The sequence below is a fragment of the Methanococcoides vulcani genome, assembly GCF_900111645.1.
GTDB classification, from domain to species: domain Archaea; phylum Halobacteriota; class Methanosarcinia; order Methanosarcinales; family Methanosarcinaceae; genus Methanococcoides; species Methanococcoides vulcani.
On sequence record NZ_FOHQ01000005.1, the window covers coordinates 23,135 to 45,709 of the forward strand.

Here is a 22,575-nt window from a genome sequence, read left to right on the forward strand (position 1 = left end):
CAAAATGAACTTGTGATGGAGAAAGGATAAAATCCATCACAGGGAAGCATCTTTTTTTGGAATATTTTTATATAATAGCATGATACATCTATATTAATACATATATGTTTGAGGTTAAATCTACAGTCTAATTACAGCAGTCCGTGAAAATATGGCTGGATTCAGTAATAAATTGAAGAATCTTACAAAGGGAATTCTTCGAAAAAATGGGAGCAGCGGACAGAAAGGTTCACCTTTCGATCCACAAGCGTCTCCATTTGATTCGCCGCAATCCCCTTTTGCAGCAGGCCCCCCTGATTTTGGTGATGCCACTAATTTTCCCGGAGGGACACCTTCGGGACCACCGGGAGGTTTGCCTTTTGGAGCTGCATCCTCATATCCTTCACCACCAGGACCGGGAGGAGATCACACTCTGCAACCCGAACCTGTTGACAATAAGCAGATCAACGAAAATGCCGAAAAGATCAAAGCACTTGAAAACAAACTCTCAAAAGTCGATACAGCCATTTCTACAGTGCAGAGGGAAAGCCAGAGTGTGAAAACAACAGTCGATAAGATCGACCAGAGCGTACTGGAACTCCTTTCGCTTTACGAATTGGTTTCGAACCAGGTAAATCCTTTTGTTGGAGATGAGCTTGGAGGTCGTGCCACTATTGAGCGTTTTGACAAGGCTGAAAAAAGGATAGCTGAAGTTGCCGATTTTGTAATGATGCTCCAGAACGAGGTAGAAGGACTTAACCAGAGCATGCAGATGCCAGGGCTTCCTGCTGAAGCAGAATCAAAAATAGAGAATATAACTACAAAAATGGACGTTTTTGCAGATTCACTCGTTACACTTCAGGAAAGCGTTACGGAGATCTCCTATCAGGTCAAGGATGCATACGAAAGGCAAAAGCAACTTGACATGGACATTGTGGATATTGCACAAACAACAAGCACCTTTGCCGGCAGGATAGGTGAACTTGAGAAGATCGACCTTTCCGAACTACAGGAAAAAGTGGAACAGTCAATCCTTAAAAGATCACAGGCAACCAATGGTGAGCTTTCAAACCAGACCGATGAATACGGGGAACCTATAAGTGAAGGAAAGCAAGCAGGTGAGAGATCACCTATAGTGCGCCTGGAGTCCATTAAGAAGAACCCTATGAGTGTCGTGGTCCTGCTGAACTGGATAGAGTTCCTGATGGAACGCGTCGGCAGAAACAACCTCATGGATGCTCTTGATTATTATGTTGATATCGGCTGGATAAGTGAAGAGGTCAGATCAGAGATCATGGCCTATGCAAGAGGAATAGACTACTATGTGGAAAAACCCACATGGAGGCTTTTACCGGAAGATCACACAAAGTCACTCCTTTTCATCGAAAGGCTTTGCGGACGCAAGATCGACAGGAACATGCTCAGCATGATCGACAGGGAAATGGCGAAAGTGAAGCATGGCCTGGAGGAGCTTTATGGGATTTGAGACCACTGTTGTCATTTCCATATTCTTTGTCTCGGTCCTTGTCCTCGGCACAAACTCCTACGCTGTGATGAGCAGTTCAAATGATGTCATCAGCGATGCTGAAGACATAAGGTATGAAATGCAATATAACAAGCTCAACAGTGCAGTATCCCCTGGGTCGATGACGTTGGACAATGAAAGTTCCATATTGATGATCGAGGTGACCAACAGCGGAAGTGTTGTCCTTGATTCTGATGAGATCAGTATGCTGATGGATGGATATCTCCTTAATTACGACTACTATCCAGAAACTGCAAAATGGTATCCCGGGGAAACAAAAATATTTGCAGTTGAAGATATTTCCGGATCAGCCAGTAAAAGAGTGAAGATCGTTACAGACAGTGGTGTAGCCGGCTATATAGGCGGTGTTCCGGGCAGTGGAGATGGGACCATTCCGGAGATCGATTGGGAAATCGATTCCCCTGAAGGAAATACCGATGAGATCATTACGATCGATTCAATGAAGAGCGACAAACCAAACTCAATATTGATAGTAGAGGCAACTAATCACGGAGATGAGGTACTCTATGCAGATGAACTAAGCATACTGGTAGACGGAAAAGTCAAGCTCTATAGTTACTCACCAGACACGAGAACCTGGTATTCGGGAGAAACGAAGACCTTTGCAATAGAGGGTGTTTCAGGATCTGCATATATGAAAGTTGAGATCATTACCGATAGCGGCATATCCGCATCTTTCAGCGGAATCCCGGAAAAATAACTAAGGGTAAATAAAGAATAAATAATTGAAAAGAGATTCTAAATTACCGGATCATAAAAAGGTGTACAGATGGCATTCCTAAAAAGATCAGATCACTCCAGCTTTATCAAAGACAGGAACGCGGAGACTGCAATTACACATATGATATTTTTCATAGCTGCCATCCTTATAGCTATGACAGTCATCGTAGTCATGACTTCCAATGTCCAGTCACTTACAGGTGCTACTGCATCAAGCAGCAAGGTTCTGTCTGAACAGATAAAGACCGATATAACCATCATCAGCGATCCGGAGATCATACCATACAACAGCACCTTAAAAGAATATACATTCTATGCCAAGAACACCGGCAGGACCGATCTGGATACCGAATACCTTGATGTATTTATAGATGGGCTATATGTCGAGCCGGGAAACCTTGAAATGGAATTTTTTGACCAGGATGTGCTCTGGCGACCCGGGGATACCCTTGAGATCAATATGAAAGTCACAACAGAGATGACAGAAGGCGATCACAGGATATTGATAGCTGCAGAAAACGGGAAGTCCGACTCAATGGATTTCAGGATATAAGAGGAAATATGTCATCGATCCGTTCTTTTGAAATTCCCAGAGATGAGTTCAATGGAAAACTTGGAGGAGGATTCCCAAAGGGCTCCCTCATCGTGATCGAAGGAGGTAGCGGCGGAGGCAAAAGCACCATATGCCAGCGAATCACCTATGGTATGATCGAGGGAGACACAAGTGTTACCTTCATCTCCACACAACTCACAACAAAGGGGTATATCAACCAGATGTACTCGCTGGACTATCCGATCGCACCACATCTACTGAAAGGAAGACTGCTCTATATTCCGGTAATACCACTCATGCAATCTGCAAAGTCAAGGATCGATTTCATTGAAAGGTTGATGGGTGCAGAAGAATTGTTCGAGAAGGATGTCATAGTAATAGACACCATATCGGCCCTCATAAAGTACAGTGCAAACGCTGAAAAGAGCCTGGACCTGATCTCATTCTTCAAGAAACTTAACGGAATGGGAAAAGTAATAATACTGACCATCGAACCCAGTGAACTGGGAGAGGAGCTCGCATCGATGTTCCGCTCATCCTGTGACATTTATATGACACTTCGTTCAAAAGCAATGGGTGCTGAAGTGAAACGTACAGTTATAGTGAACAAGTTCACCGGAGCAAAAGGTCCTGTGGGACAGATGATAGGCTTCAGGATCGAACCAAAAGTAGGACTTGTCGTAGAAATTGCATCCGTTGCGTAAAAAGATAAGCTGAGGTATATTAAGTGGAAGCTGAGTATCAAAAGGCATTACAAAGAAACCCCCATCTGGGAGTATATATCCAGGACTTTGTAAAAAGAACAGGAAATAACCCTGAATTCGTAACCAGCCTCTCAAAAGATATACAGGACGATGAGTACATCAACCTGATACTCGCTGTGGGAGATCCCGTTTTCATTCACCTGTACGGGACACACGAAATGGGGGAGATCGGATACTATACAATAGAACCTCTGCTTAATGATCTCGAAAAGGCGAAGTACGATGCCATAATGGACCTGATCCTTGAAAGGTCTGCAAACGAACCTGTGCCGAAGAACGAAGATAAATTAAAGGAACTTATTGCAAAGCTTTTGAACGAAGCAGTGGATATTGGTGCTGGCGGGCAGATCTCCGCTGATGAAAAGGTAAGTATAATCGAGAAACTGATCCCGAAACAGAAGAAAGTTCCGGTTACCCAGCAGGAATTCAACAATCTGCAGTATCACATTGAGAGAAATATCATTGGTTCCGGACCTATAGAACCAATCATCAGGGACCCACACCTTGAGGATATACACAGTATCGGCGTAGCCGGGGTCTTTATCGTTCACAAGATACTGGGCATGATGAGGACAGATATTTCATTTGGTAATGAGGAGGGTCTTGACCACTGGCTCAGAAGCATGAGTGAAAGGATCGGAAGACCTGTAAGTGATGCCAGACCTATCGCCGATGGTGCACTTCCTGACGGGTCACGTATCAATATCATTTACAGTCTTGATGTCAGTAAGCGTGGAAGCAGTTTTACCATGCGTAAGTTCAGCGAGATTCCGGTAAGTATCATCGAACTGATCATGTGGGGAGCTATCAGTTGTGAGATGGCCGCATACATGTGGATGTGCCTTGAAAATGGCATGAGCATATTCTTCAGTGGCGAAACTGCCAGTGGAAAGACCACCATGCTTAACGCATGCCTGGCTTTTGTTAACCCGAAGTCCAAGATATTCACCTCAGAAGATACCGCAGAGGTGCAGCCACCCCAGCCGGTCTGGCAGCAGTTGATCACCCGTGAGGACGGACCACCTGACTCAAGGGTCGACACTTTCGCACTCCTGAAAGCAGCTCTAAGGTCTAGGCCGAACTACATCATCGTGGGTGAAATACGTGGTGCAGAAGGAGCTGTAGCTTTTCAGGGTATGCAGACCGGTCACCCGGTAATGGCAACTTTCCACGCATCTGCTGTCACAAAGATGATCCAGCGTCTTACTGGTGACCCGATCAACGTTCCGGTCACTTTCATTGATAACCTCAATGTTGCAATGATATTGCAGGCAGTATATCGAAAAGGAAAGTTCCTCAGGCGTTGCATTGCTATTGAAGAGATAGAAGGATACTACGAAGATGCAGGCGGTGTCGTTACAAGAGCCGTCTTCCAGTGGGACCCGGATACCGACACCCATAATTTCAGGGGTCTTAATAATAGTTTCATCCTTGAGAACAAGATAGCGACCAAGCTCGGATATGAGGACAAGAGACAGATATACAAGGACCTGATGTTGCGGGCAAGGATACTGGAAGAGATGAAAGAAAGAGGTATCAAGGACTACTATGACGTTCTTGAGATCATTATCAACTTCTACAAGTATGGTGTTGAAGGGCTGCCTTTCGCAATATGAGGAGAGATAAATGGACTTTCAAAAGGCATTCAACGCACTGGAAATGGAACCAAAAGCCTATGCGAAAAAGATAGCTTTGCCAATTGTGTCTTTTGGATTTATCTTCTCGATCCTTGTCTATGTGTTGTTGCCGGACCTCTTCACCGGAAATACACAGATCATACCTGCACTCATACCAGTGATATGTATCTTTTTTGCATTCTACTACCCTTTCACGGCACTTGGAAGCAAAGCTGCACAGATCGACAACAACATGCACTACTACATCACACAGATGGGTGCAATATCTACAGCAGAGACCCCAAGGCTGGATATCATAAAGATCGTTTCCAAGAATGATAGCTACAAGTTCCTTGCAAAGGAAAGTGAAAAGATATACAACCTTGTCACCGTATGGAACATGAGCCTTTCCGATGCATGCCGATTCGTATCAAAGAGGACACCCTCTATCCTTTATGAGGATTTCCTGGACAGGTTTGCACACGGCCTCCAGTCCGGAGAGGACATCAAGTCATTCCTTGCAGCAGAACAGAATGTCGTGATGAACGAATATGAATCAATGTACAACGGTGCACTCTATGCAATAGAGGTCATCAAGGAACTGTTCGTTTCCCTTATTATGGCATTGATCTTCCTTGCTTCTTTTGCAGTGATCATGCCTATCCTAACCGGAATGGATGCGATCCTGCTGATGTCCATCGTTGTTGTTGTTTTCGTGGTAACTGATATAGTAATGATCACTTTTACAAGATCAAAGGTCCCGAAGGACCCTATCTGGCAGCAGACAAAAATAACGACAAAAGCCAAGATAAAATTATACCAGTCCATCCCGATCTCATTGGCAGGTTGTATTATTGTCGCTATAGCTGTCATGTTATACGGCAAACTGGAGTTACCTATTGCTGTTGCAGCAGTAATGACACCACTGGTCTATACCGGCCATGTTGCAAAGAAAATTGAGAAGGATATCAAACGTAAGGATGAGAACTATCCCTCATTTATCCGATCCCTTGGAAGTTCTGCAGGTGCAAGAGGCGGACTTATTGATGAAGCACTTAGATCATTGCGCATACATGACTTTGGCCCGCTTACTAAAGATGTCAATGCCCTTTTCAAGAGAATAAACACCCGTGTGGACAAAACCAGATCATGGGACTTCTTTTCAGCCAACACCGGAAGCAATCTCATACAGCGCTTTAGCGCCATGTTCGTTGAAGCCACCAATCTCGGCGGACAGCCGGAAGTGATCGGTGATATGATCGCCACGAACTTCCACCGCATCGTAAACCTGAGAAAGAAGAGATACCAGTCCGCTTCCAGCCTTGTAGGAGTGCTATACGGACTTACAGCTGGCATCGGTTTTACCCTTTATATAGCACTCGGGGTTGTTGGTCTGATGCAGGACATGTTCACGACAATCTCAATGCCTGAAGGAATGGGTATGGGAATGATCCTGAGCACAGAAATAGGGAATCTAGAACTTCTGTCTGCCATGGTATTGTTCATCATGATATCACATTCGCTTATGTCAGCCCTGCTCATACGATTCGTTGACGGAGGGCATATCCTATGTTCAACGACGGATTTTGTGATAATGTCATGGATATCAGCCTTCAGCGCAGTGTTCACAACATCTGGGGTAGCCTCACTCCTTGGAACCACATGACAAAAATAAAAGGTTATATGCAAAAATCAGATAAATGCATCATTATGTAGCCGGAACCGAAGGCCTGTAGCTTCAAAATGATAGGATAAGACCGGTCAACGAACAAAAAATAAGGTCAACCGGACGGCATCATCCATCCAGCATGTTGCGAACATAATCCGCTATTGCCCTGCCAACCTCAAGGGTACTGGCAGTCCCACCAAGGTCCGGTGTCGTTATCTTTTCAAGTATGCTCTTACCTACAGCCTCTTCAACGAGCTCTGCTTCCCTCTGGTAGCCCATCCATTCCAGCATCATCTTCATACTCAGGATAGCTGCGATCGGGTTTGCAATCCCTTTTCCTGCAATGTCAGGACCACTTCCATGTACCGGCTCAAAGAAAGCATACATGTCACCAATATTTGCACTGGGAGCAAGCCCCAGGCTGCCTATAAGTGCTGCTGACATGTCGCTCAGTATGTCACCAAAAAGATTGGTTGTGACCACAACATCATACCTCTCAGGATAGGTCATCAGGCTATATGCCATGGCATCCACCAGCATATCACTGTACTCCACACCTTCTGACCTTGCGGTCTCACGGCAGACATTCAGGAATAAAGTATCTGACTTCAGTACATTGGACTTATGAACGATCGTAAGATCATTTCGACGCTCTTTAGCCAGCCGACAGGCACTTTTTGCGATACGCTCTGAACCTTTCCGGGAGACCACCCTTTTCGTATATGCCACATCATCATGCAGCTCCTCGATGGATGAATACATACCTTCGGTATTTTCCCTCACGATCACAAAATCGAAATCACTTTTCCCGGTCACTCCTGTAACACCGGGAAGAGGTTTGATCGGACGTATATTCGCATACATATCAAGCTCTTTGCGTATTGTCAGGAGCACACTCTTGTAATTGGGATCCGCTGGTGTGGTGATCGCGCCAAAAAGAACACAATCACAGCTTTTCAACACATCAAGGTCATTATCATCGATGGCTACCCCGCATTTCTCCCACTTGCCATATCCCAGCTCAAGCGGAACCTTTTCAATTGGAAGACCAAATGCATCAAGAACCTCTACAGCTGCAGGAATGACCTCCCTGCCGATGCCATCACCTTCGACCACTGCAACTCTCATTTTTTCAGACATAACTCACTTCCTTTTCCCTGCAAGGTCCAATGCCAGGTCCCTGACAGCTTCTGCCACAAAGAACTCAGATGCGCCCCAGTGAACTACAACCCCTTCTATACCGTCAATGGTAACTCGCCCTGATTTCTCGGAGCGACAGCACCTGGTGATGAAAGGCTTTGTCGGTTTGAAGATATCGGACTTGAAAGGACATATGTTCACAAGTGAATACTCAACATCCGGGAATCTGGTCTCAAAAAGCTTTTTCGAGATCTCACATCCTACAAGCAAAGTACCATCCTCTGTTATGATATCAGAATCAAGGAACTTGCCCTTAAGCCCGGAACAGGAACATGGGAACACCGTTATGGGTCCCTCGAACTGGGAAAGATCGATAACATTCTCAGTGAAACGCACGCTGAAATCCCCGAATATGCCGCTTGCCTCAAGCCTTCTTATCACCTGGGAAAGCCATGACGGTTCCGGAGGCACTACATCAACGATCTCGATCTCTATAATCTCAGACAATGATGGTTCATGCACGAACGTTACGTGATTGTCCACGCCTGTGAAGATGACAGTATTGACACCATCTTTGCAGAGGTCCAGTGCTGTTTCAATAAGAAGGGCACGGTCCTTTATGTTCAGTTTTTGGTCATACTTTATGACCTGCTCCTTTGATGCAACGAGGTCAAGCTTTTCCACCTCACGCAAAAGGTCATCGCCCTGCTTTGTTACATGATAAAGAGAATATTCAACATCCTCCTCTCCAACACGATCTTCAACGACCATGTATTCGGAAAGGAAATAGATGATGTTCTCCTCTGCATCGTCCGGATGTATCCCGGTTACCCCGACATACTTGTATTCATCTGGAAATATCATGGTTGCTTTATTTGTCCTGTTCTTGTAAAGCCTTACGATGCTCCACAAGGCCACCGTCTGTGAGGATCTCAAGAAGGAAATCCGGAAGTTTGTTGCCCTTGAAATCTTTCCCGTTCACCCGGACAGTTCCTTCAAGCAGGTCAACTTCCACGATGTCACCATCCTTGCATTCAATATCAGCTTCCATTAAAGGAAGTCCGACATTGATAGCATTGCGGAAAAAGATGCGCCCGAAAAACTTTGCGACGACACAGGAAACCCCTGCATACTTAAGGGCAAGAGCTGCCTGCTCCCTTGAGGAACCACAGCCGAAATTGTTCCCGCCGACCACAACGTCCCCCTTCTCAACCTTTCTGGAAAAATCAGGGTCGATACCTTCCATTGCATGATCAGCAAATACCTGCATATCAGTGGTCCTGAGATATTTTCCCGGAATGATAACATCCGTGTCAATATCATCGCCAAAAATCCATGCCTTTCCTTTGATCTTACTTTCCAATGTTGTCACCTGTGATGTAGGTTTTACATGATAATATTTGTAAGTAGCGGAAAAAAAGAATATGTGACCAGAATCTGAGAACGAGTACGAATCATAAACCAAGTCAAAGGAACTGGAGCTTAAATTACAGCTTTTTACACCCCGTTACAAAATTTATAAAGATGGTCGCAGAACCCGATCGCTCCTTAAGCACACATCATTATCAAACCAAAAGAGGTCAGCCCCACCAAAGCATTAGAAAATGCATTGATGGGGAGGATACACAAAGCTTGTGCATCAGACCTCTATTACATTTCCATCCAGTACGTCCCTTTCACTGACATCTATATCCTCCACAACATTACCATAGATGATCTTGTAAGGTCCGACAGGCATGGTATCGAACTGTGTCTCCCCTTCAATTGGACCTTGTGTGGAATATGGTACCGTAAAGGAGTAAGTTCCGTCCGAAACGGCTGACTGGGAGTATACGAAGGTCCTTCCAATGTTGGTCAGTATGGTTACCGAAATGGTTACATCCTCACCTTCCGGCGCTTCACCAACGATCTGTGCACCCTCGACATACTCGAAGATCTTGACATATCCGGTATTTTCCAGAGCGATATTTCCTTCAAAGAGCGCGTTGTAGATATTCTTGTAGCCTGTCTCGGCGGAATTACCAACAGGGGATTCGTGCACCATACGATACTGTTTCAATCCCCTCGCATCGAATATGTGGAGACGGGATTCCATGGAATTGAAATACCTTGGTCCAGGCACCGTCTGTGTTCCCATGTCTGTCTGTACCGGAATGTAATAGTCAGCCGTATCAAGGGTCCATGCACTCATGGCATAGAACTTCCCGGTTGCCATCTCCACATCAGAGACGATGTATCGTGCACCGGCCTTCTCAGGATCAGGATGTACTGCCTCAAGAACTTCTGTGGCCTCTTCTTCGGACTGTGCAGTGAAGAATGTGGACGCACCAGGTTTGTTCTCTTCCTCGATGCTATTCCTGCGCCCTCCGATTCCCTGCTGGAACGGATTGGCATTTGGAATACGATGCCCTATGACTTCTATCCAGTGACCATAATCCCACCATGACATCACACCATATGCAGTATCAGGGTACTGGTAGCTCTCGCCTTCTGCCGGAACCTCATAGCTTTCGTAGTAATCCAGTCCCGGATCGGGGGTGTTAGAGTTCAACCACATGGTAGCTTCGATCCAGTAGCCATTGGGGCCGCCTGTGTACTGGGACTGCTGCATTGACATGTTGTAACTTGGATACATGAAGGCCAGTATGATGACCAGAACTGAGACTACATGCCATATCTTGATGTTTTTAATGTCGAATTTGTCCTTAAATTTGATGTCCTCGAGCAGGTCTTTCCAGCCGGCAAGCTCCAGAACTTTGATTCCGACATAAGCAGACAGGATCGCAGCGTTCACTGAATAATAGTATGCAAAACGGTTCTGCTGGAGCATTGCCCAGATGATCATGAGGGTCCAGACTAACAGGAACGTTCTTTCCGGAGTGTTGTTTTTCTTGAATGCTTCATAACCCAAGAAGACTATTGCTAAAAGTGATATGTATCCAAGGGTTGTGAAATTTCCCCAGAAGGGAGCGAGGGAAAACTGGCCACCAACGGAAAGGAGGGGAGATGCTTCTGCGATGGTGAGACCGCCGCCTGTTCGCATGAAGAAGCTGAAGACGCTGGTTACCAGTGCATAAAGTGATGGGGACACCAATTTTGCAATTGTGACCCCACCGATAAATAAAACTGCTATCGTAGCAGGATAATAATATGCTTTAAGATTTCTTCTCTTCAATTCAATGGAAATAAATGTGAGAGCAGGGAATGCAACAATGCCTGCAAGCAGGCCTTTAATAGCAAGCGGTTTTGTGCTACCAATGTATGGAGTCAGTAAAACCATAATTAAGGCAATGGAAAACATAACCATGCCACCAATTGCAAGATAATCGGTAGACTTGCCATGCATGTGGTCTATTATGTGTTGGACAGTAATATAAACTCCAATGACAAAACTGAAAAAAACTGCACCGATCCAAGAAAGTGAATATGCACCAAGTGCTATTCCAGCAAGTATGAAATAAAAAAGTACGGGTTTTAAATATACAAATTTTTTGTTTTTAATAGATTCAAATTTTATTTCATGCTCTCCTGCGGTTTTTAGTGCCATTATTAAAAACATTGCAATTACAGTTGTAAGCAACGCTTCTGCGATGTGATGATCATTAAAACCAAGTATTGATCTTGAAAAAAACTGGCCGGGAGCTATCGCTATAAGCAATGCTGAAAGTAGCCCAACCCTACGATCAAATAACCATTTTGCTGTAAAATAGGTTGGAACTACGACGAGGGATCCCAATATGGTAGGGTAATAAGCACATATTGTATAGATCTGGTCAAGAGTTGGGCTACCTAAACCAATGATCCATATTACTGTAGCAAGAACCATGTCAAATAAAGGAGCAAATACCTGATGAGTTCCATTTGGATACTGGGTATATGCATCAAACCAAATCATATGCGGGAAATTATTTAGAATTGATTCCACATTTCGGAGATGATACCAGGGATCATTGCCTCCAAAGCGGACAAATCCATTCGAGAGGAATACTCCTGCTTTGGGGATCGTCCTCAGGTACAATGCTATTAAAAAAGAAATGGTTATCCCTATAAAATAAGGGAGAACGCTCATAAAATCAAAACGCTTATTATCCTCTGTGCTCATATCATACCCTCTAATCTTCCAAAGAGTCTTCTCTATAATTAATTTTTCATAATTATTTATTGCTGTCGTCAGCTATGACAATCGGCATCAATAAATATTTTATTTGTGTTACAAATTTCATACTTTATAATTAAACATTGTCGTTTGAATCCAGACTGTACCTTGCATCTTCAACTGCCTCCCATGATCCAGATGTCGGAACAAGGAATGAGAAATTCATGATGAACTGAGTTACCATGAAGGAAACTAAGATTCCCCCTAATTTTGGTAGAATAAAGAATAACAAGAAAAACCCGTATAGAGGTTCACTAAAAACAACAGCAGGATAAAGAAATACCAATCCTAGAACTGCAATCGGGGAAATGATGTGAGTTAGAAGTGCATATGGATATATTACTTTACCAAAGCCACCCTTTCCAATCAGCCGATAGTTGTTCAGGTATACTTTTCTTAAACCGTTTATACGTTTCATTTTCTGGATAGTACGTCCTTTAAAACTTAAGGGTACTCTCTCATATACAATCGCTTTTTGTTCGTAGATGACACGATAGCCGAGTCCAATTATTTTAAACAACATATCTGAATCATCTGCATATGCATTAGGATCGATCTTTATTTTCTTTAGAATAGATGTCCTAAAGCTCATCAAAGGACCATTGCAAACTGAGACGGAGTCTATGTTACTTTCACCCTGCCTCCAGATATCAAAGTAAAAACGATATGAATCTTCATGTGATTTTGACATCCTTGTTTTATCAGAGAGGATGATAATTTTCCCTGTAACTCCGCCTATTTCAGGATCAACATAATTTTTTGTGATCTCCAACAATGAATCTTCTTTCAATAATGCATCTGCATCAGATATTACAGTTATTCCACTATTGATACTGGAAAATATCCAGTTTAAACCTCTTGCTTTTCCTTTGCCACCCTCGTTCTTTACAACCGTAGCATTCAAAGAAGTTTGACCTATTGTATCCAAAGACACTTTTTCAGATTTATCTGTGGAATAATCATCCAACAATACTACCTGTAATTTTTCATGAGGATAATCCAGTTGAGCAGTATTTTCTATTTTTTCTTTGATTACTTTTTCTTCGTTATACATTGGTATGATCAATGTAACTGTTGGTAAATTGTCAATATCAGGCAGTTCTTCTTTTTTCTTGGAAGACATGTACATAATTAAAGTATATGAGGAAAAAAGAACGATTTCAAATACAAGAAGGAACTGCCAGATTGATAACAGATTAATCATATCGATTAACATTGTTTATAACCATTTATAATTTATCGAGATATGAAAAAGATTATTTTTACAAATATTCTCGCCTTTGAGAAGTCATTCATTCGAAACAATCAGAATCGTTGACGGACTTTCCATGTCATTTTCCTTATTAAGTAAGCAGAGTTGAATATAAATTGTGAAAGCCAATTTACTGATAAGATTTTTGCCTTAATTTTTTCAGATATCGGATTTTTCAGATATTCACCCATAAATTTGCCGCCTCTGACTGTTTCTGGACTATAATATATGTATGGGTGGCCGTTAACAGCTTGCCAATGGGCATATTTTAAAGCTCCTGTTTTATTGGCAGGATCTAAATGTTGGTTGATTAAATCAATTAGTTCATTACGGTCTTTTGGAATATGGCATCCTTCAACACCTTCATAAAGTGCTCTGCCAACAAGAATTGAAGGTTTACCCCAAAAAACACTTTCAATCCCCATGGTTGAGCCAAAAGTTATGATTTTTTCACATGCATCCATTAATTGATAAGAATCAATTTTGGAATCTGCAGGAATGACATTCAAGTTTGGTGCTTTCAATTCAGATAATTCTTGCGTTTGAGTATTTTTTAAGCCTCTTAGATTTGGATGAATTCTAAGATGGAAAATAATATCATCATCGAGAGCAGCATTTATTATGTCATCAATTGCATCCGTCTGGTTCTTGTAAATTAGATTTTGCCAACCTGATATTGCTTCAAACTCATCCTGTGATGAAATAAAGATTGCAATGTTTCTCTTCGATAAATCAAATCCTTCTGGCAAGTTTCCTTTTATCTGGGATTTGGTAAATGAAAACCAGCTTTGATCCTTTCCGCCTCTGCGCTCTTCAAACCACCGTGTTGCTATTTCATCTTTCTCGGTATCAGAGAATTCGTTATTCCAGTATTCTTCAATCTGACCTTTTTGATATTCGATATCATGAGGATAACTATCTTCAGTTAGGGAGTACTTCTCCAAAACGCCGGCTCTTTCGTGAACAAATGTTTTGATACCAAGATCCTGAGCAGCTCGCAGAGCGGGCCTTAACGGTGCGAATCTTCCATTAAACAGGTAAAAAATGTCGGGCTTGATTTCTTCAAGATTATATTTTATTGCATCGTAGACAGCGATTGACATTAACAGATTTTTATTGATAAAACTTTTATATTGATCTATATCCGGATCAGGCTCACGAACCATACTGATCAATGTGGATGCAACCGCCATTCCAATGTCAACATTATCTATTTTAAAGCCCTTCAACTCTTGCATGGATGAAAAATCAGGCAAATTCATATCTCTCATGAAACTGTCTAAAGAAAGCTCATGTCGATTTTGTTTTGGCATATTTATAATATCCAATCCCTTATTTCGCCTTGATCTACATAAAATACATCTTAATTTGAGATGGTTTGGATTTGGTTCACAGGATGGCAGATCTCCCGAACACTGAATGATGTGGACTTCATCATCATCGTTCATATGCTTGGCAGCAATCTCTAGGTCGGTTGCAAGATGTGGGACCCAATCAGCAAAAGGCATGTAGATTAGAATTTTCATTTCGACCTCAGATTATTAATTTTCCTATGAAGGTTGTGATGTCAAAAGCATTATTCTCCACGTTGAAATTTTCGATTGATTTTGGTAGTTATCTGATTATCAATCTTTATAAAAACATTCTCTCTGCAGCTTCATTTTTTATTAAATGTGTTGCATAAAATGTAGCAATGATTTGACAGTTGGTTTTTTTGCTACTGCTAAGCTTTTTCTTTCAATTTGTTCCAGCACGGGTTTTTTGAGGTATTTCCCCATAAATTTGCCGCAGCTGACTGATTCTGGACTATAATATATGTATGGTTGACCACGGACTGCTTGCCAATAGGCATACTTTAAAGCTCCTATTTTGTTGGCAGGATTTAAATGCCCATTGATCAAATCAATAAATTCATTGTGATTTTTTGGAATATAACATCCTTCAACACCTTCATGGAGAGCTCTGCCAACAAGAATGGAAGGTTTGTCCCAAAAAGCACATTCAATTCCCATGGTCGATCCAAATGTAATTATTTTTTCACATGCATCCATTAATTGATACGAGTCAACTTTAGAATCTGCAGGAATGACATTTAAATTTGGAGCATTTAATTGAGATAACTCTTGTGTTTGAGTGTTTTTTAAACCTCTCAGATTAGGGTGAATTCTAAGATGGAATACTATATCATCGTCGATATCGGAATTTATTATGTTATAAATTGCATCGGTCTGGTTTTTGTAAATTGGGTTTTTCCATCCTGCTATCGCTTCAAATTCATCTTCTGATGAAATAAAGATTGCAATGTTTCTTTTCAATGGTTCAAACCCTTCTGGCAAGGCTCCTTTGATCTGAGATTTGGTAAAAGAAAACCAACTTTGATCAATTCCACCTCGCCGTTCTTCAAACCATTGCTTTGAAATTTTGTATTTATCATTGATGCATTGTTCGCTATTCCAATAGTTTTCAATCTGCTTTTTTTGGTATTCGATGTCATGCGGATAGGTGTCTTCGGTCAGTGAGTATTTATTCAAAACACCGGCTCTTTCATGAACAAATGTTTTGATACCAAGAGCCTGGGCAGCCCGTAGAGCGGGTCTTAATGATGCGAATCTTCCATTAAACAGGTAAAAAATGTCTGGATTGAGTTCTTCAAGATGAGATTTTATTGCGTCATAGACAGCGATTGACATTGACAGATTTTTATTGATAAAACTTTTATATTGATTAATATCCGGATTAGGCTCACGAACCATACTGATCAATGTGGAAGCAACCGCCATTCCAATATCAGCATTATCTATTTTAAAGCTCTTCAGCTCTTTCATGGATGAAAATTCAGGCAAATTTATATCGCTCATGAAACTGTTTAAAGCAAGTTCATGTCGATTTTGTTTTGGTAAATTTATGAGATTCAACCCTCTATTACGTGTTGATTTGCATAGAAGACATTTTAATTTAAAATGATGTGCATTAAGAATACAGGATGGCAAATCGCCTGAACATTGAATTACGTGGACTTCATCACCATTATTAATATGTTTGGCAGCAATCTCTAGATCGGTTGAAAAATGTGGGACCCAATCGCTAAAAGGCATATATATTAAAACTCTCATATTCGCCTCTATTTATTTTATAATAGCTATATCTACATAATAAGTGCTTAACTTTTTTGTATTCAATATTTCATCATGGGTTGAAATTATAGCTTAAATTCCTAAGTTTTCCTGATATATTCTTGCAATTTTAAGCTTATAATTGATAAATATTGTTTTGGATTCTTATATATCACTTTTCAATATGCAATATTGAGCAAATTGGTGTAATTAAAAATTTAGTTATTATACTTCTGAAAATAAATGCAATAACTCCTTAATCTCTTCCTTTTTCAACAAATATGAATCCTTGTAACTAGATGAATAAAGTTTTCTATTTGTTTTTTTAAAATTATTTGGCAATAGAACTTCTAAATTGCAGATTTCACTAAATTTTACAGGTACGATTACAAACATTTCTTCATTTTCATACGCATATTCGGCTTCATATTCTGTCACCAATTCTTCATATAACTTCTCACCAGGCCTTTTCCCGATATTTTTGATTTCAATATTTTCGGGCCTGTGTCCATATTTTAATGCCAGTTCCTCAACCATGACCTCAGCCAAATCCCCAATTTTCACAACAGGCATTTTGAGGATGAAAATTTCTCCTGCTGCTGCAATCTCGGTTGCTTTCAATACAAGGTTGACGGCTTTTGGGATTGTCATCATAAAGCGGGTCATATTTGGATCTGTAACAGTAACAGGACCGCCTTGTATGATTTGATTTTTGAACAATGGAATGACGGAACCACGTGTATTCATTACATTTCCAAATCTAACACAAGAGAATACGGTATTTCTACTTCCCCTATAGTTGTTCATCGATACTGTAAGCCTCTCCGCCAAAAGTTTTGTAGCGCCCATGACATTTGTAGGATTTGCTGCTTTGTCGGTGCTTATTAGAATTACTTTCTCTACCCCTTGATCAAGTGCAGCATCCATTATGTTCTGGGTTCCTATAATATTTGTTTTCACGGCATCAAATGGATTATACTCACACAAAGGAACATGTTTGAGTGCGGCGGCATGGAATACAATATCAATCTCCTCCATAGCTCTTTTTATTCGCTCTTTATCTCTAACATCACCCACCAGAGGTCTTATTTTTTCTGACCGAAGATCGTGATAAAGATTAAATAAAGCTGTTTCATTGTTATCCAGAACACGGACTACATGTGGGTCATGTTTCAGAAGTTCTTTGACAATCACACTACCAATAGATCCAGTACCGCCTGTTACTAGAATTGATTTATTTTTGAAGAAATTAATTTCTTGCATTTTATCTTCCTTCATAAAAGTTTGTTATTTCCCTTACAATAGTGTCAATTTCATCAGATGTGAGATAGGGGTGCATGGGTAACGTCAAAACCTTTTTCGCCAATTCTTCTGTTAATGGAAGTTTGCAGTCGTACCCTAGCACATGACCATAAAAATGTGTAAGATGTACAGGTTCAAAATAAACTTTTGTCATTATTCCCTTATCAGCTAAATAGTCTTTCAGCTCATCCCTATTATCTGCAAGTATTGTATACAACTGGTAGACATGCTCATAGGAATCAGGAGCATTTGGAGTAATTACTTTATCTTTTAGTTCTTGTTTCAATCTTGCTGTCAGGTAGGCAGCATTCTTTTTTCTTTTCTCTATAATGATATCTATCTTGTTAATCTGGGATATTCCAAGTGAGGCAGTAATACTGGACATCCTGAAGTTGTATCCCAGACTTACATAATCCATGGAAGCCGTTGACGAGAAATATTGTGAATTATCCGCTCTTCCATGCGATCTAATCAACTTTAATTTCTGGCAAATTTCCTCAGAATCCGTTACCAATGCACCGCCTTCACCTGTTGTTATAATCTTGTTCTGGCAGAAACTCAGCATTGCGGTATCGCCAAATGTTCCAACCTTTTTGTTTTCGATGGATGCACCTAAAGCCTCTGCTGCATCTTCGATCAAAATCAAACCATGATCCTCGGCAATTTCTCTAAGTTCCTTTATCTTGCAAGGGCATCCGCCATAGTGTATCGGCATAATTGCTTTTGTTTTGCTGGAAATATTTTCCAGAACAGAATCCGGATCCAAACCAAACGTTCTATCTTCAATGTCTGCAAAAACAGGCTTTGCGCCTACAAAAAAAGGGGTATTTGCTGTTGAAATAAATGTAAATGAAGGAACAATTACCTCATCCCCTTCCTTTATCCCATATGCCAGCATTGCTGCATGCTGGGCAGATGTGCCGGAATTGAATGTGACGCAGTGCTTTGTTCCGATGTAATCTGCTATTAATGATTCAAATTCCTGGATACTTGGACCTTCCGCCCAGTACATCCCGGCTTTAATAGATTCGGTTACGTTTTCCACATCGGAATCGTCCCAGTATATTTTGAAAAGAGGAATTTTCCATTTCAATTAATTAGACTCCTGTTTAAATTTTAGACTCTGATGATTCAGGGAGATTTATCTTTTTCACAATCATTGCAGGAACTCCGAAAGCAATAACATTGTCAGGTATATCCTTGTTAACAAAACTGAAAGCTCCAACTATAGAATTTTTACCTATTGTTACTCCAGGCATAATAACTGAGTGGCTTCCAATCCTGGAATTTGATTTCAGATGAACCCGCCCTTCTTTATTATCAATTGTAGATATTGAATAGATGGAACAATGGGATCCTATTTGTACATGGTCTTCGATTATAACGCCAGTTTTAGCATTGATGTAACTGAATGCCCCAATATCAGTTTTATACCCTAATTTGAGGTTTTCTTTATGCTGGACAAGCCAGTTATATTTTGTTAATTCTCCCTCTTTGATTTCGGGCATTTTCCAATCTTTGAATCTCATGTTAATAGTTCGCCCTCTTTTGCAATAGATTTTGATCTATGGGTATCTTGCTTAAAATATCTACGACTTTGGTTCCCGCAGTTCCTTCACCATACGGATTTTTACAGTATTTAACTTTATTTTTGAACTCTTCATCAGAAAGGCAATAAAGTATTTTTGCCCTAATGTTTTCTTTTTTGTATGTAGCATCTATAACGTTTTCTGCTCGATCCCTTCCATTTTGACGGGTGCCAATGTTTACTACTGGTAACTTGAATGAAGCAGCTTCTATGATACCACTACTGGAGTTTCCTACAAGAACACTCGCTATATTCAACAAACTGAGATAATCTCTTCGAGGAAGGCTTTTAAACGTTTTTAAGTATGCATTATTCTCATATTTTTGAATTGTATTTATCATACTCCTCCCTCCCGCATCGGCATTGGGGTATACAAGAATTGTTTGGATTTTTAGATCAAGAGCTGCTTCCAAGGTTTCACGAATCTGAAAAGGAGCGTCCTCTACTTCAAGGGTTACAGGGTGCTGTAATACCAAAATGATTGGTTGAGACAAATCTAAATCATATATTTCTGCTATTTTTTCAGGTTCTATTAATTTTTCACATAAAACTGAGTCCAACCCAGGAGCACCAACAACAAAAACCAATTCAGGATCTTCCCCCATTTTGATAATTCTTTTAGCACTCTCTAAATTTGCGGGTAAATGAATATTTGAAAGTTTTGTGATTGCATGGCGAGCTAGATCATCTACGGTTGAGCTTATTTCTCCTCCATGTAGGTGGGCCACTGGTATGCTTAGGTATGCTCCTGCAATGGCCCCAGCTAGCATTTCCCCCCTGTCTCCCAAAAGCAAAATGATATCTGGTTCTATTTTTTCAATTACATCTGGCATTTTTTGAATTAAAGTCCCAATAAAGTTTAACATAGATTCTTTGTCATCTTTGTCATAGGTTGAATCTATTATATGGTATTTGAATCCATCTTTTTTTATTTCATTTATGGTGTTTCCGAATTCATCCATTAAGTGCATGCCAGTTGCTATTATTTCCAATTGAAGTTCGGGGTGGTTTTGAATTTTATTAAAAGTATATTTCATAAGGCCATAGTCAGCCCTTGTACCTGAAATATAGAGAATTTTCCTCATTCTATCATGTTCCACTTAATGGGTTGATCTTTATTTAGATCAACTTTTGTTTTACTTCCTATAATATAATCCCAATGTTTCGGCTCAATTCCTTTATCTTCCCCGGTTCTTTTGATATCCAACATATATTCTGTGATAACGGTATCGGTTTGGACATCTGCACTTGCGACTATGCTTTTGCGTACAAATTTTTTTATTTTTTGCTCTGCAGATGTTGGCTTTTTTCGACCGTCTCCCATTGCATTTTCTATATCTCTTATCCCTTGTACTAAATCCTTTAATTCAGTTGGATTTAGTGATGCAGAATGATCTGGTCCGGGTAAGTTTTTATCGATTGTAAAATGTTTTTCTACCACACAACTTCCCATTGCAGTAGCTGCTAAAGATGCAACTATTCCAGGAGTATGGTCTGAAAAACCCACGGGTAATTTATAACAGCACCTTAATGTTTTAATTACGTTTAAATTAACTTCTTCCATCTTTGCCGGATAGTTAGTAACACAATGGAGCAGTATTATTCCCTCAGAGCCTTCTTTTGCCAATGTAGATAATACTTCATCTATTTCTCCAACTGTAGCCATACCAGTAGAAAGAATGATAGGTTTCTTTTTTCTTGCTATATGTTTAAGCAAAGGAATATTTGTAAGCTCCCCAGAAGATATTTTGAAAATAGGGACACTTACACTATCAAGAAAATCGGCACTCTCTTTATCAAATGGACTTGACAAAAAAATTAGATCATGCTCTCTAGCATAACTTGAAAGCTCCATAAACTCGTGTTCTGTAAGTTCAAGTTTTTTGAGCATCTGGTATTGAGAATCTTCTTCTACTGCTGTGTTTTTCTGATAGTCTGCTTTTTCAGCATCTGGAACCACTAGTTTGTCTGCTTTAAATGTTTGAAACTTTACAGCATCGACACCAGCATCGACTGCTACATCAATTAATTTTTTTGCTAATTCGAGGCTGCCATTATGATTCACACCAGCTTCTGCAATGATAAAGCAAGGCGTTCCATTGCCTATAATACGATTCCCTATTTTTATTTTTTCCATAAGTTTCCCCAAAGACAATCTAATAATGCATGAATAATTCCTTATATATAAATAAATATCTAAATTTTATTTGGAATCGATTGTAATTATTCATCTATGTACAAATCATTACTTTTCAATAGGATTTCAGCGGTGATGAAATCAATTTCAGTATCAATGTCAATGCTTCTTTGTATTGGCATTATATATGGAATCGTTTTTGGACAATAGAAACTTCTATATTTTTTCAGATTTTTAGGTGTTGAAAGGTATATTGCTCCGTTTGGAAGATAGGTTTTGGGTAGATCTTGACGTCTCATATTCAGATATTTTTCATCGAATATGGGTTTTAGATAGCCTTCCTCGATTTTAGAATGCCAAAAAGGAGGGTGTCCTGCTTCACAAACACTGATCAAAGATTCACATTCGCTTTTTAGAAATAATTCGATGGCATCATCGATATCATCTGCAGTGCGCAATGGGGATGTTGGCTGTAAGAGTGCCACGACATCTACACTGTTGTTTTGGATTTCAAGGGAATTTATAACATGAAAGATCGTATCAATTGTAGGTGAACTATCTTGTGCCAGTTCTTCTGGTCTTTTTATTATATCTGCCCCGTATTCTCTTGAGACGTCTACAATTTCCTGATCTTCTGTGGATACAAGTACTTGTTCCACATATTTGGAATTGAGTGCAGCTTCGATAGAGTGAGCAATCAGAGGTTTTTCTGCAAGTAACCTTACGTTTTTTCTTGGTATACCTTTACTTCCACCTCTTGCTGGAATTATTGCAATTGTTTTAGGCTTCATATTTATCTACTTACTTTACATTCGTTTGATATATATCCATTAAGCATTTGTAGAAATTCTTTATAGTAACTAACACAAATTTGTTCTTTATAGGTTTGTTGATGCTATTTGGACATGATTGTTGCATTCCATATCAAGCCCCTGCATATTTCTACACCGCATTGCTTTTTTTAGGTGGACTGTATATCTTACCTTCTGAAATTGGAAAATATAGCTACTATGTTGCTGAATTGGGAAAAGCATCATGGC

The 22,575-nt window shown here is 40.4% G+C and carries 19 protein-coding genes; 6 read left to right on the forward strand and 13 right to left on the reverse strand.

The window, feature by feature from the left end; all coding sequences use genetic code 11:
* Positions 1–151 precede the first annotated feature (151 nt).
* From BMX02_RS08065 to flaJ, 6 genes are all read left to right on the forward strand, one after another.
* Positions 152–1,465, forward strand: coding sequence for a FlaD/FlaE family flagellar protein (locus BMX02_RS08065; protein WP_091690181.1), 1,314 nt, complete (start codon positions 152–154; stop codon positions 1,463–1,465).
* On the forward strand, positions 1,455–2,225 hold the full coding sequence (locus BMX02_RS08070) for a hypothetical protein (protein ID WP_091690182.1): 771 nt from the start codon (positions 1,455–1,457) through the stop codon (positions 2,223–2,225). The genes BMX02_RS08065 and BMX02_RS08070 overlap by 11 nt, the downstream gene beginning before the upstream one ends.
* A 69-nt stretch (positions 2,226–2,294) precedes the next feature.
* Positions 2,295–2,798, forward strand: a complete 504-nt coding sequence (locus tag BMX02_RS08075; RefSeq protein ID WP_091690183.1) for an archaellum stator protein ArlG — start codon at positions 2,295–2,297, stop codon at positions 2,796–2,798.
* A gap of 8 nt (positions 2,799–2,806) precedes the next feature.
* A complete protein-coding gene (locus BMX02_RS08080) occupies positions 2,807–3,502 on the forward strand; it encodes an archaellum protein ArlH (protein WP_091690184.1) in 696 nt (231 codons plus the stop codon).
* 23 nt (positions 3,503–3,525) lie between these two features.
* Positions 3,526–5,178: a type II/IV secretion system ATPase subunit gene (locus BMX02_RS08085; protein ID WP_091690185.1), complete on the forward strand. Its 1,653-nt coding sequence runs from the start codon at positions 3,526–3,528 to the stop codon at positions 5,176–5,178.
* Positions 5,179–5,188: 10 nt separating this feature from the next.
* On the forward strand, positions 5,189–6,844 hold the full coding sequence (gene flaJ, locus BMX02_RS08090) for an archaellar assembly protein FlaJ (RefSeq protein WP_091690186.1): 1,656 nt from the start codon (positions 5,189–5,191) through the stop codon (positions 6,842–6,844).
* Between the two features lie 129 nt (positions 6,845–6,973).
* Here flaJ and BMX02_RS08095 read toward each other — a convergent pair whose 3' ends face one another.
* From BMX02_RS08095 to BMX02_RS08155, 13 genes are all read right to left on the reverse strand, one after another.
* Positions 6,974–7,975, reverse strand: a complete 1,002-nt coding sequence (locus BMX02_RS08095) for an isocitrate/isopropylmalate family dehydrogenase (RefSeq protein WP_091690315.1) — start codon at positions 7,973–7,975, stop codon at positions 6,974–6,976.
* 15 nt (positions 7,976–7,990) lie between these two features.
* A complete protein-coding gene (locus BMX02_RS08100) occupies positions 7,991–8,851 on the reverse strand; it encodes a DUF7714 family protein (protein WP_091690316.1) in 861 nt (286 codons plus the stop codon).
* A gap of 7 nt (positions 8,852–8,858) precedes the next feature.
* Positions 8,859–9,350 carry a LeuD/DmdB family oxidoreductase small subunit gene (locus BMX02_RS08105; protein ID WP_091690187.1) on the reverse strand — a complete coding sequence of 164 codons (492 nt, stop codon included), beginning with the start codon at positions 9,348–9,350 and terminating at the stop codon, positions 8,859–8,861.
* Between the two features lie 276 nt (positions 9,351–9,626).
* Positions 9,627–12,089 (reverse strand): oligosaccharyl transferase, archaeosortase A system-associated, encoded by a 2,463-nt coding sequence (locus BMX02_RS08110; protein ID WP_091690188.1) that lies wholly within the window; start codon positions 12,087–12,089, stop codon positions 9,627–9,629.
* Between the two features lie 130 nt (positions 12,090–12,219).
* Positions 12,220–13,359 carry a glycosyltransferase gene (locus tag BMX02_RS08115; protein WP_091690189.1) on the reverse strand — a complete coding sequence of 380 codons (1,140 nt, stop codon included), beginning with the start codon at positions 13,357–13,359 and terminating at the stop codon, positions 12,220–12,222.
* Between the two features lie 89 nt (positions 13,360–13,448).
* A complete protein-coding gene (locus BMX02_RS08120) occupies positions 13,449–14,921 on the reverse strand; it encodes a capsular polysaccharide export protein, LipB/KpsS family (protein ID WP_091690190.1) in 1,473 nt (490 codons plus the stop codon).
* Positions 14,922–15,062: 141 nt separating this feature from the next.
* The gene (locus BMX02_RS08125) at positions 15,063–16,508 is read right to left on the reverse strand and encodes a hypothetical protein (RefSeq protein ID WP_091690191.1); all 1,446 of its coding nucleotides are present in this window, start codon (positions 16,506–16,508) and stop codon (positions 15,063–15,065) included.
* 225 nt (positions 16,509–16,733) lie between these two features.
* On the reverse strand, positions 16,734–17,786 hold the full coding sequence (locus BMX02_RS08130) for a UDP-N-acetylglucosamine 4,6-dehydratase family protein (RefSeq protein WP_091690192.1): 1,053 nt from the start codon (positions 17,784–17,786) through the stop codon (positions 16,734–16,736).
* Positions 17,773–18,903, reverse strand: a complete 1,131-nt coding sequence (locus BMX02_RS08135; RefSeq protein ID WP_091690193.1) for a DegT/DnrJ/EryC1/StrS family aminotransferase — start codon at positions 18,901–18,903, stop codon at positions 17,773–17,775. The genes BMX02_RS08130 and BMX02_RS08135 overlap by 14 nt, the downstream gene beginning before the upstream one ends.
* A gap of 16 nt (positions 18,904–18,919) precedes the next feature.
* A complete protein-coding gene (locus BMX02_RS08140) occupies positions 18,920–19,339 on the reverse strand; it encodes an acyltransferase (protein WP_091690194.1) in 420 nt (139 codons plus the stop codon).
* Between the two features lies 1 nt (position 19,340).
* A complete protein-coding gene (gene neuC / locus BMX02_RS08145; protein WP_244625203.1) occupies positions 19,341–20,498 on the reverse strand; it encodes a UDP-N-acetylglucosamine 2-epimerase in 1,158 nt (385 codons plus the stop codon).
* Positions 20,480–21,535 carry an N-acetylneuraminate synthase gene (gene neuB, locus BMX02_RS08150; RefSeq protein ID WP_091690196.1) on the reverse strand — a complete coding sequence of 352 codons (1,056 nt, stop codon included), beginning with the start codon at positions 21,533–21,535 and terminating at the stop codon, positions 20,480–20,482. The genes neuC and neuB overlap by 19 nt, the downstream gene beginning before the upstream one ends.
* Positions 21,536–21,621: 86 nt before the next feature.
* The gene (locus BMX02_RS08155) at positions 21,622–22,326 is read right to left on the reverse strand and encodes an acylneuraminate cytidylyltransferase family protein (protein ID WP_091690197.1); all 705 of its coding nucleotides are present in this window, start codon (positions 22,324–22,326) and stop codon (positions 21,622–21,624) included.
* Positions 22,327–22,575 lie beyond the last annotated feature (249 nt).

Bases quoted from the DNA above. Each gene is read 5' to 3' on its own strand.
- BMX02_RS08120 (WP_091690190.1), bottom strand. From the start codon at position 14,921: ATGAAAATTCTAATCTACATGCCTTTTGCTGATTGGGTCCCACATCTT.
- BMX02_RS08140 (WP_091690194.1), bottom strand. From the start codon at position 19,339: ATGAGATTCAAAGATTGGAAAATGCCCGAAATCAAAGAGGGAGAATTA.
- BMX02_RS08065 (WP_091690181.1), top strand. From the start codon at position 152: ATGGCTGGATTCAGTAATAAATTGAAGAATCTTACAAAGGGAATTCTT.
- BMX02_RS08075 (WP_091690183.1), top strand. From the start codon at position 2,295: ATGGCATTCCTAAAAAGATCAGATCACTCCAGCTTTATCAAAGACAGG.
- BMX02_RS08100 (WP_091690316.1), bottom strand. From the start codon at position 8,851: ATGATATTTCCAGATGAATACAAGTATGTCGGGGTAACCGGGATACAT.
- flaJ (WP_091690186.1), top strand. From the start codon at position 5,189: ATGGACTTTCAAAAGGCATTCAACGCACTGGAAATGGAACCAAAAGCC.
- neuB (WP_091690196.1), bottom strand. From the start codon at position 21,535: ATGGAAAAAATAAAAATAGGGAATCGTATTATAGGCAATGGAACGCCT.
- BMX02_RS08070 (WP_091690182.1), top strand. From the start codon at position 1,455: ATGGGATTTGAGACCACTGTTGTCATTTCCATATTCTTTGTCTCGGTC.
- BMX02_RS08130 (WP_091690192.1), bottom strand. From the start codon at position 17,786: ATGAAGGAAGATAAAATGCAAGAAATTAATTTCTTCAAAAATAAATCA.
- BMX02_RS08110 (WP_091690188.1), bottom strand. From the start codon at position 12,089: ATGAGCACAGAGGATAATAAGCGTTTTGATTTTATGAGCGTTCTCCCT.
- BMX02_RS08155 (WP_091690197.1), bottom strand. From the start codon at position 22,326: ATGAAGCCTAAAACAATTGCAATAATTCCAGCAAGAGGTGGAAGTAAA.
- BMX02_RS08095 (WP_091690315.1), bottom strand. From the start codon at position 7,975: ATGAGAGTTGCAGTGGTCGAAGGTGATGGCATCGGCAGGGAGGTCATT.
- BMX02_RS08115 (WP_091690189.1), bottom strand. From the start codon at position 13,359: ATGTTAATCGATATGATTAATCTGTTATCAATCTGGCAGTTCCTTCTT.
- BMX02_RS08125 (WP_091690191.1), bottom strand. From the start codon at position 16,508: ATGAGAGTTTTAATATATATGCCTTTTAGCGATTGGGTCCCACATTTT.
- BMX02_RS08080 (WP_091690184.1), top strand. From the start codon at position 2,807: ATGTCATCGATCCGTTCTTTTGAAATTCCCAGAGATGAGTTCAATGGA.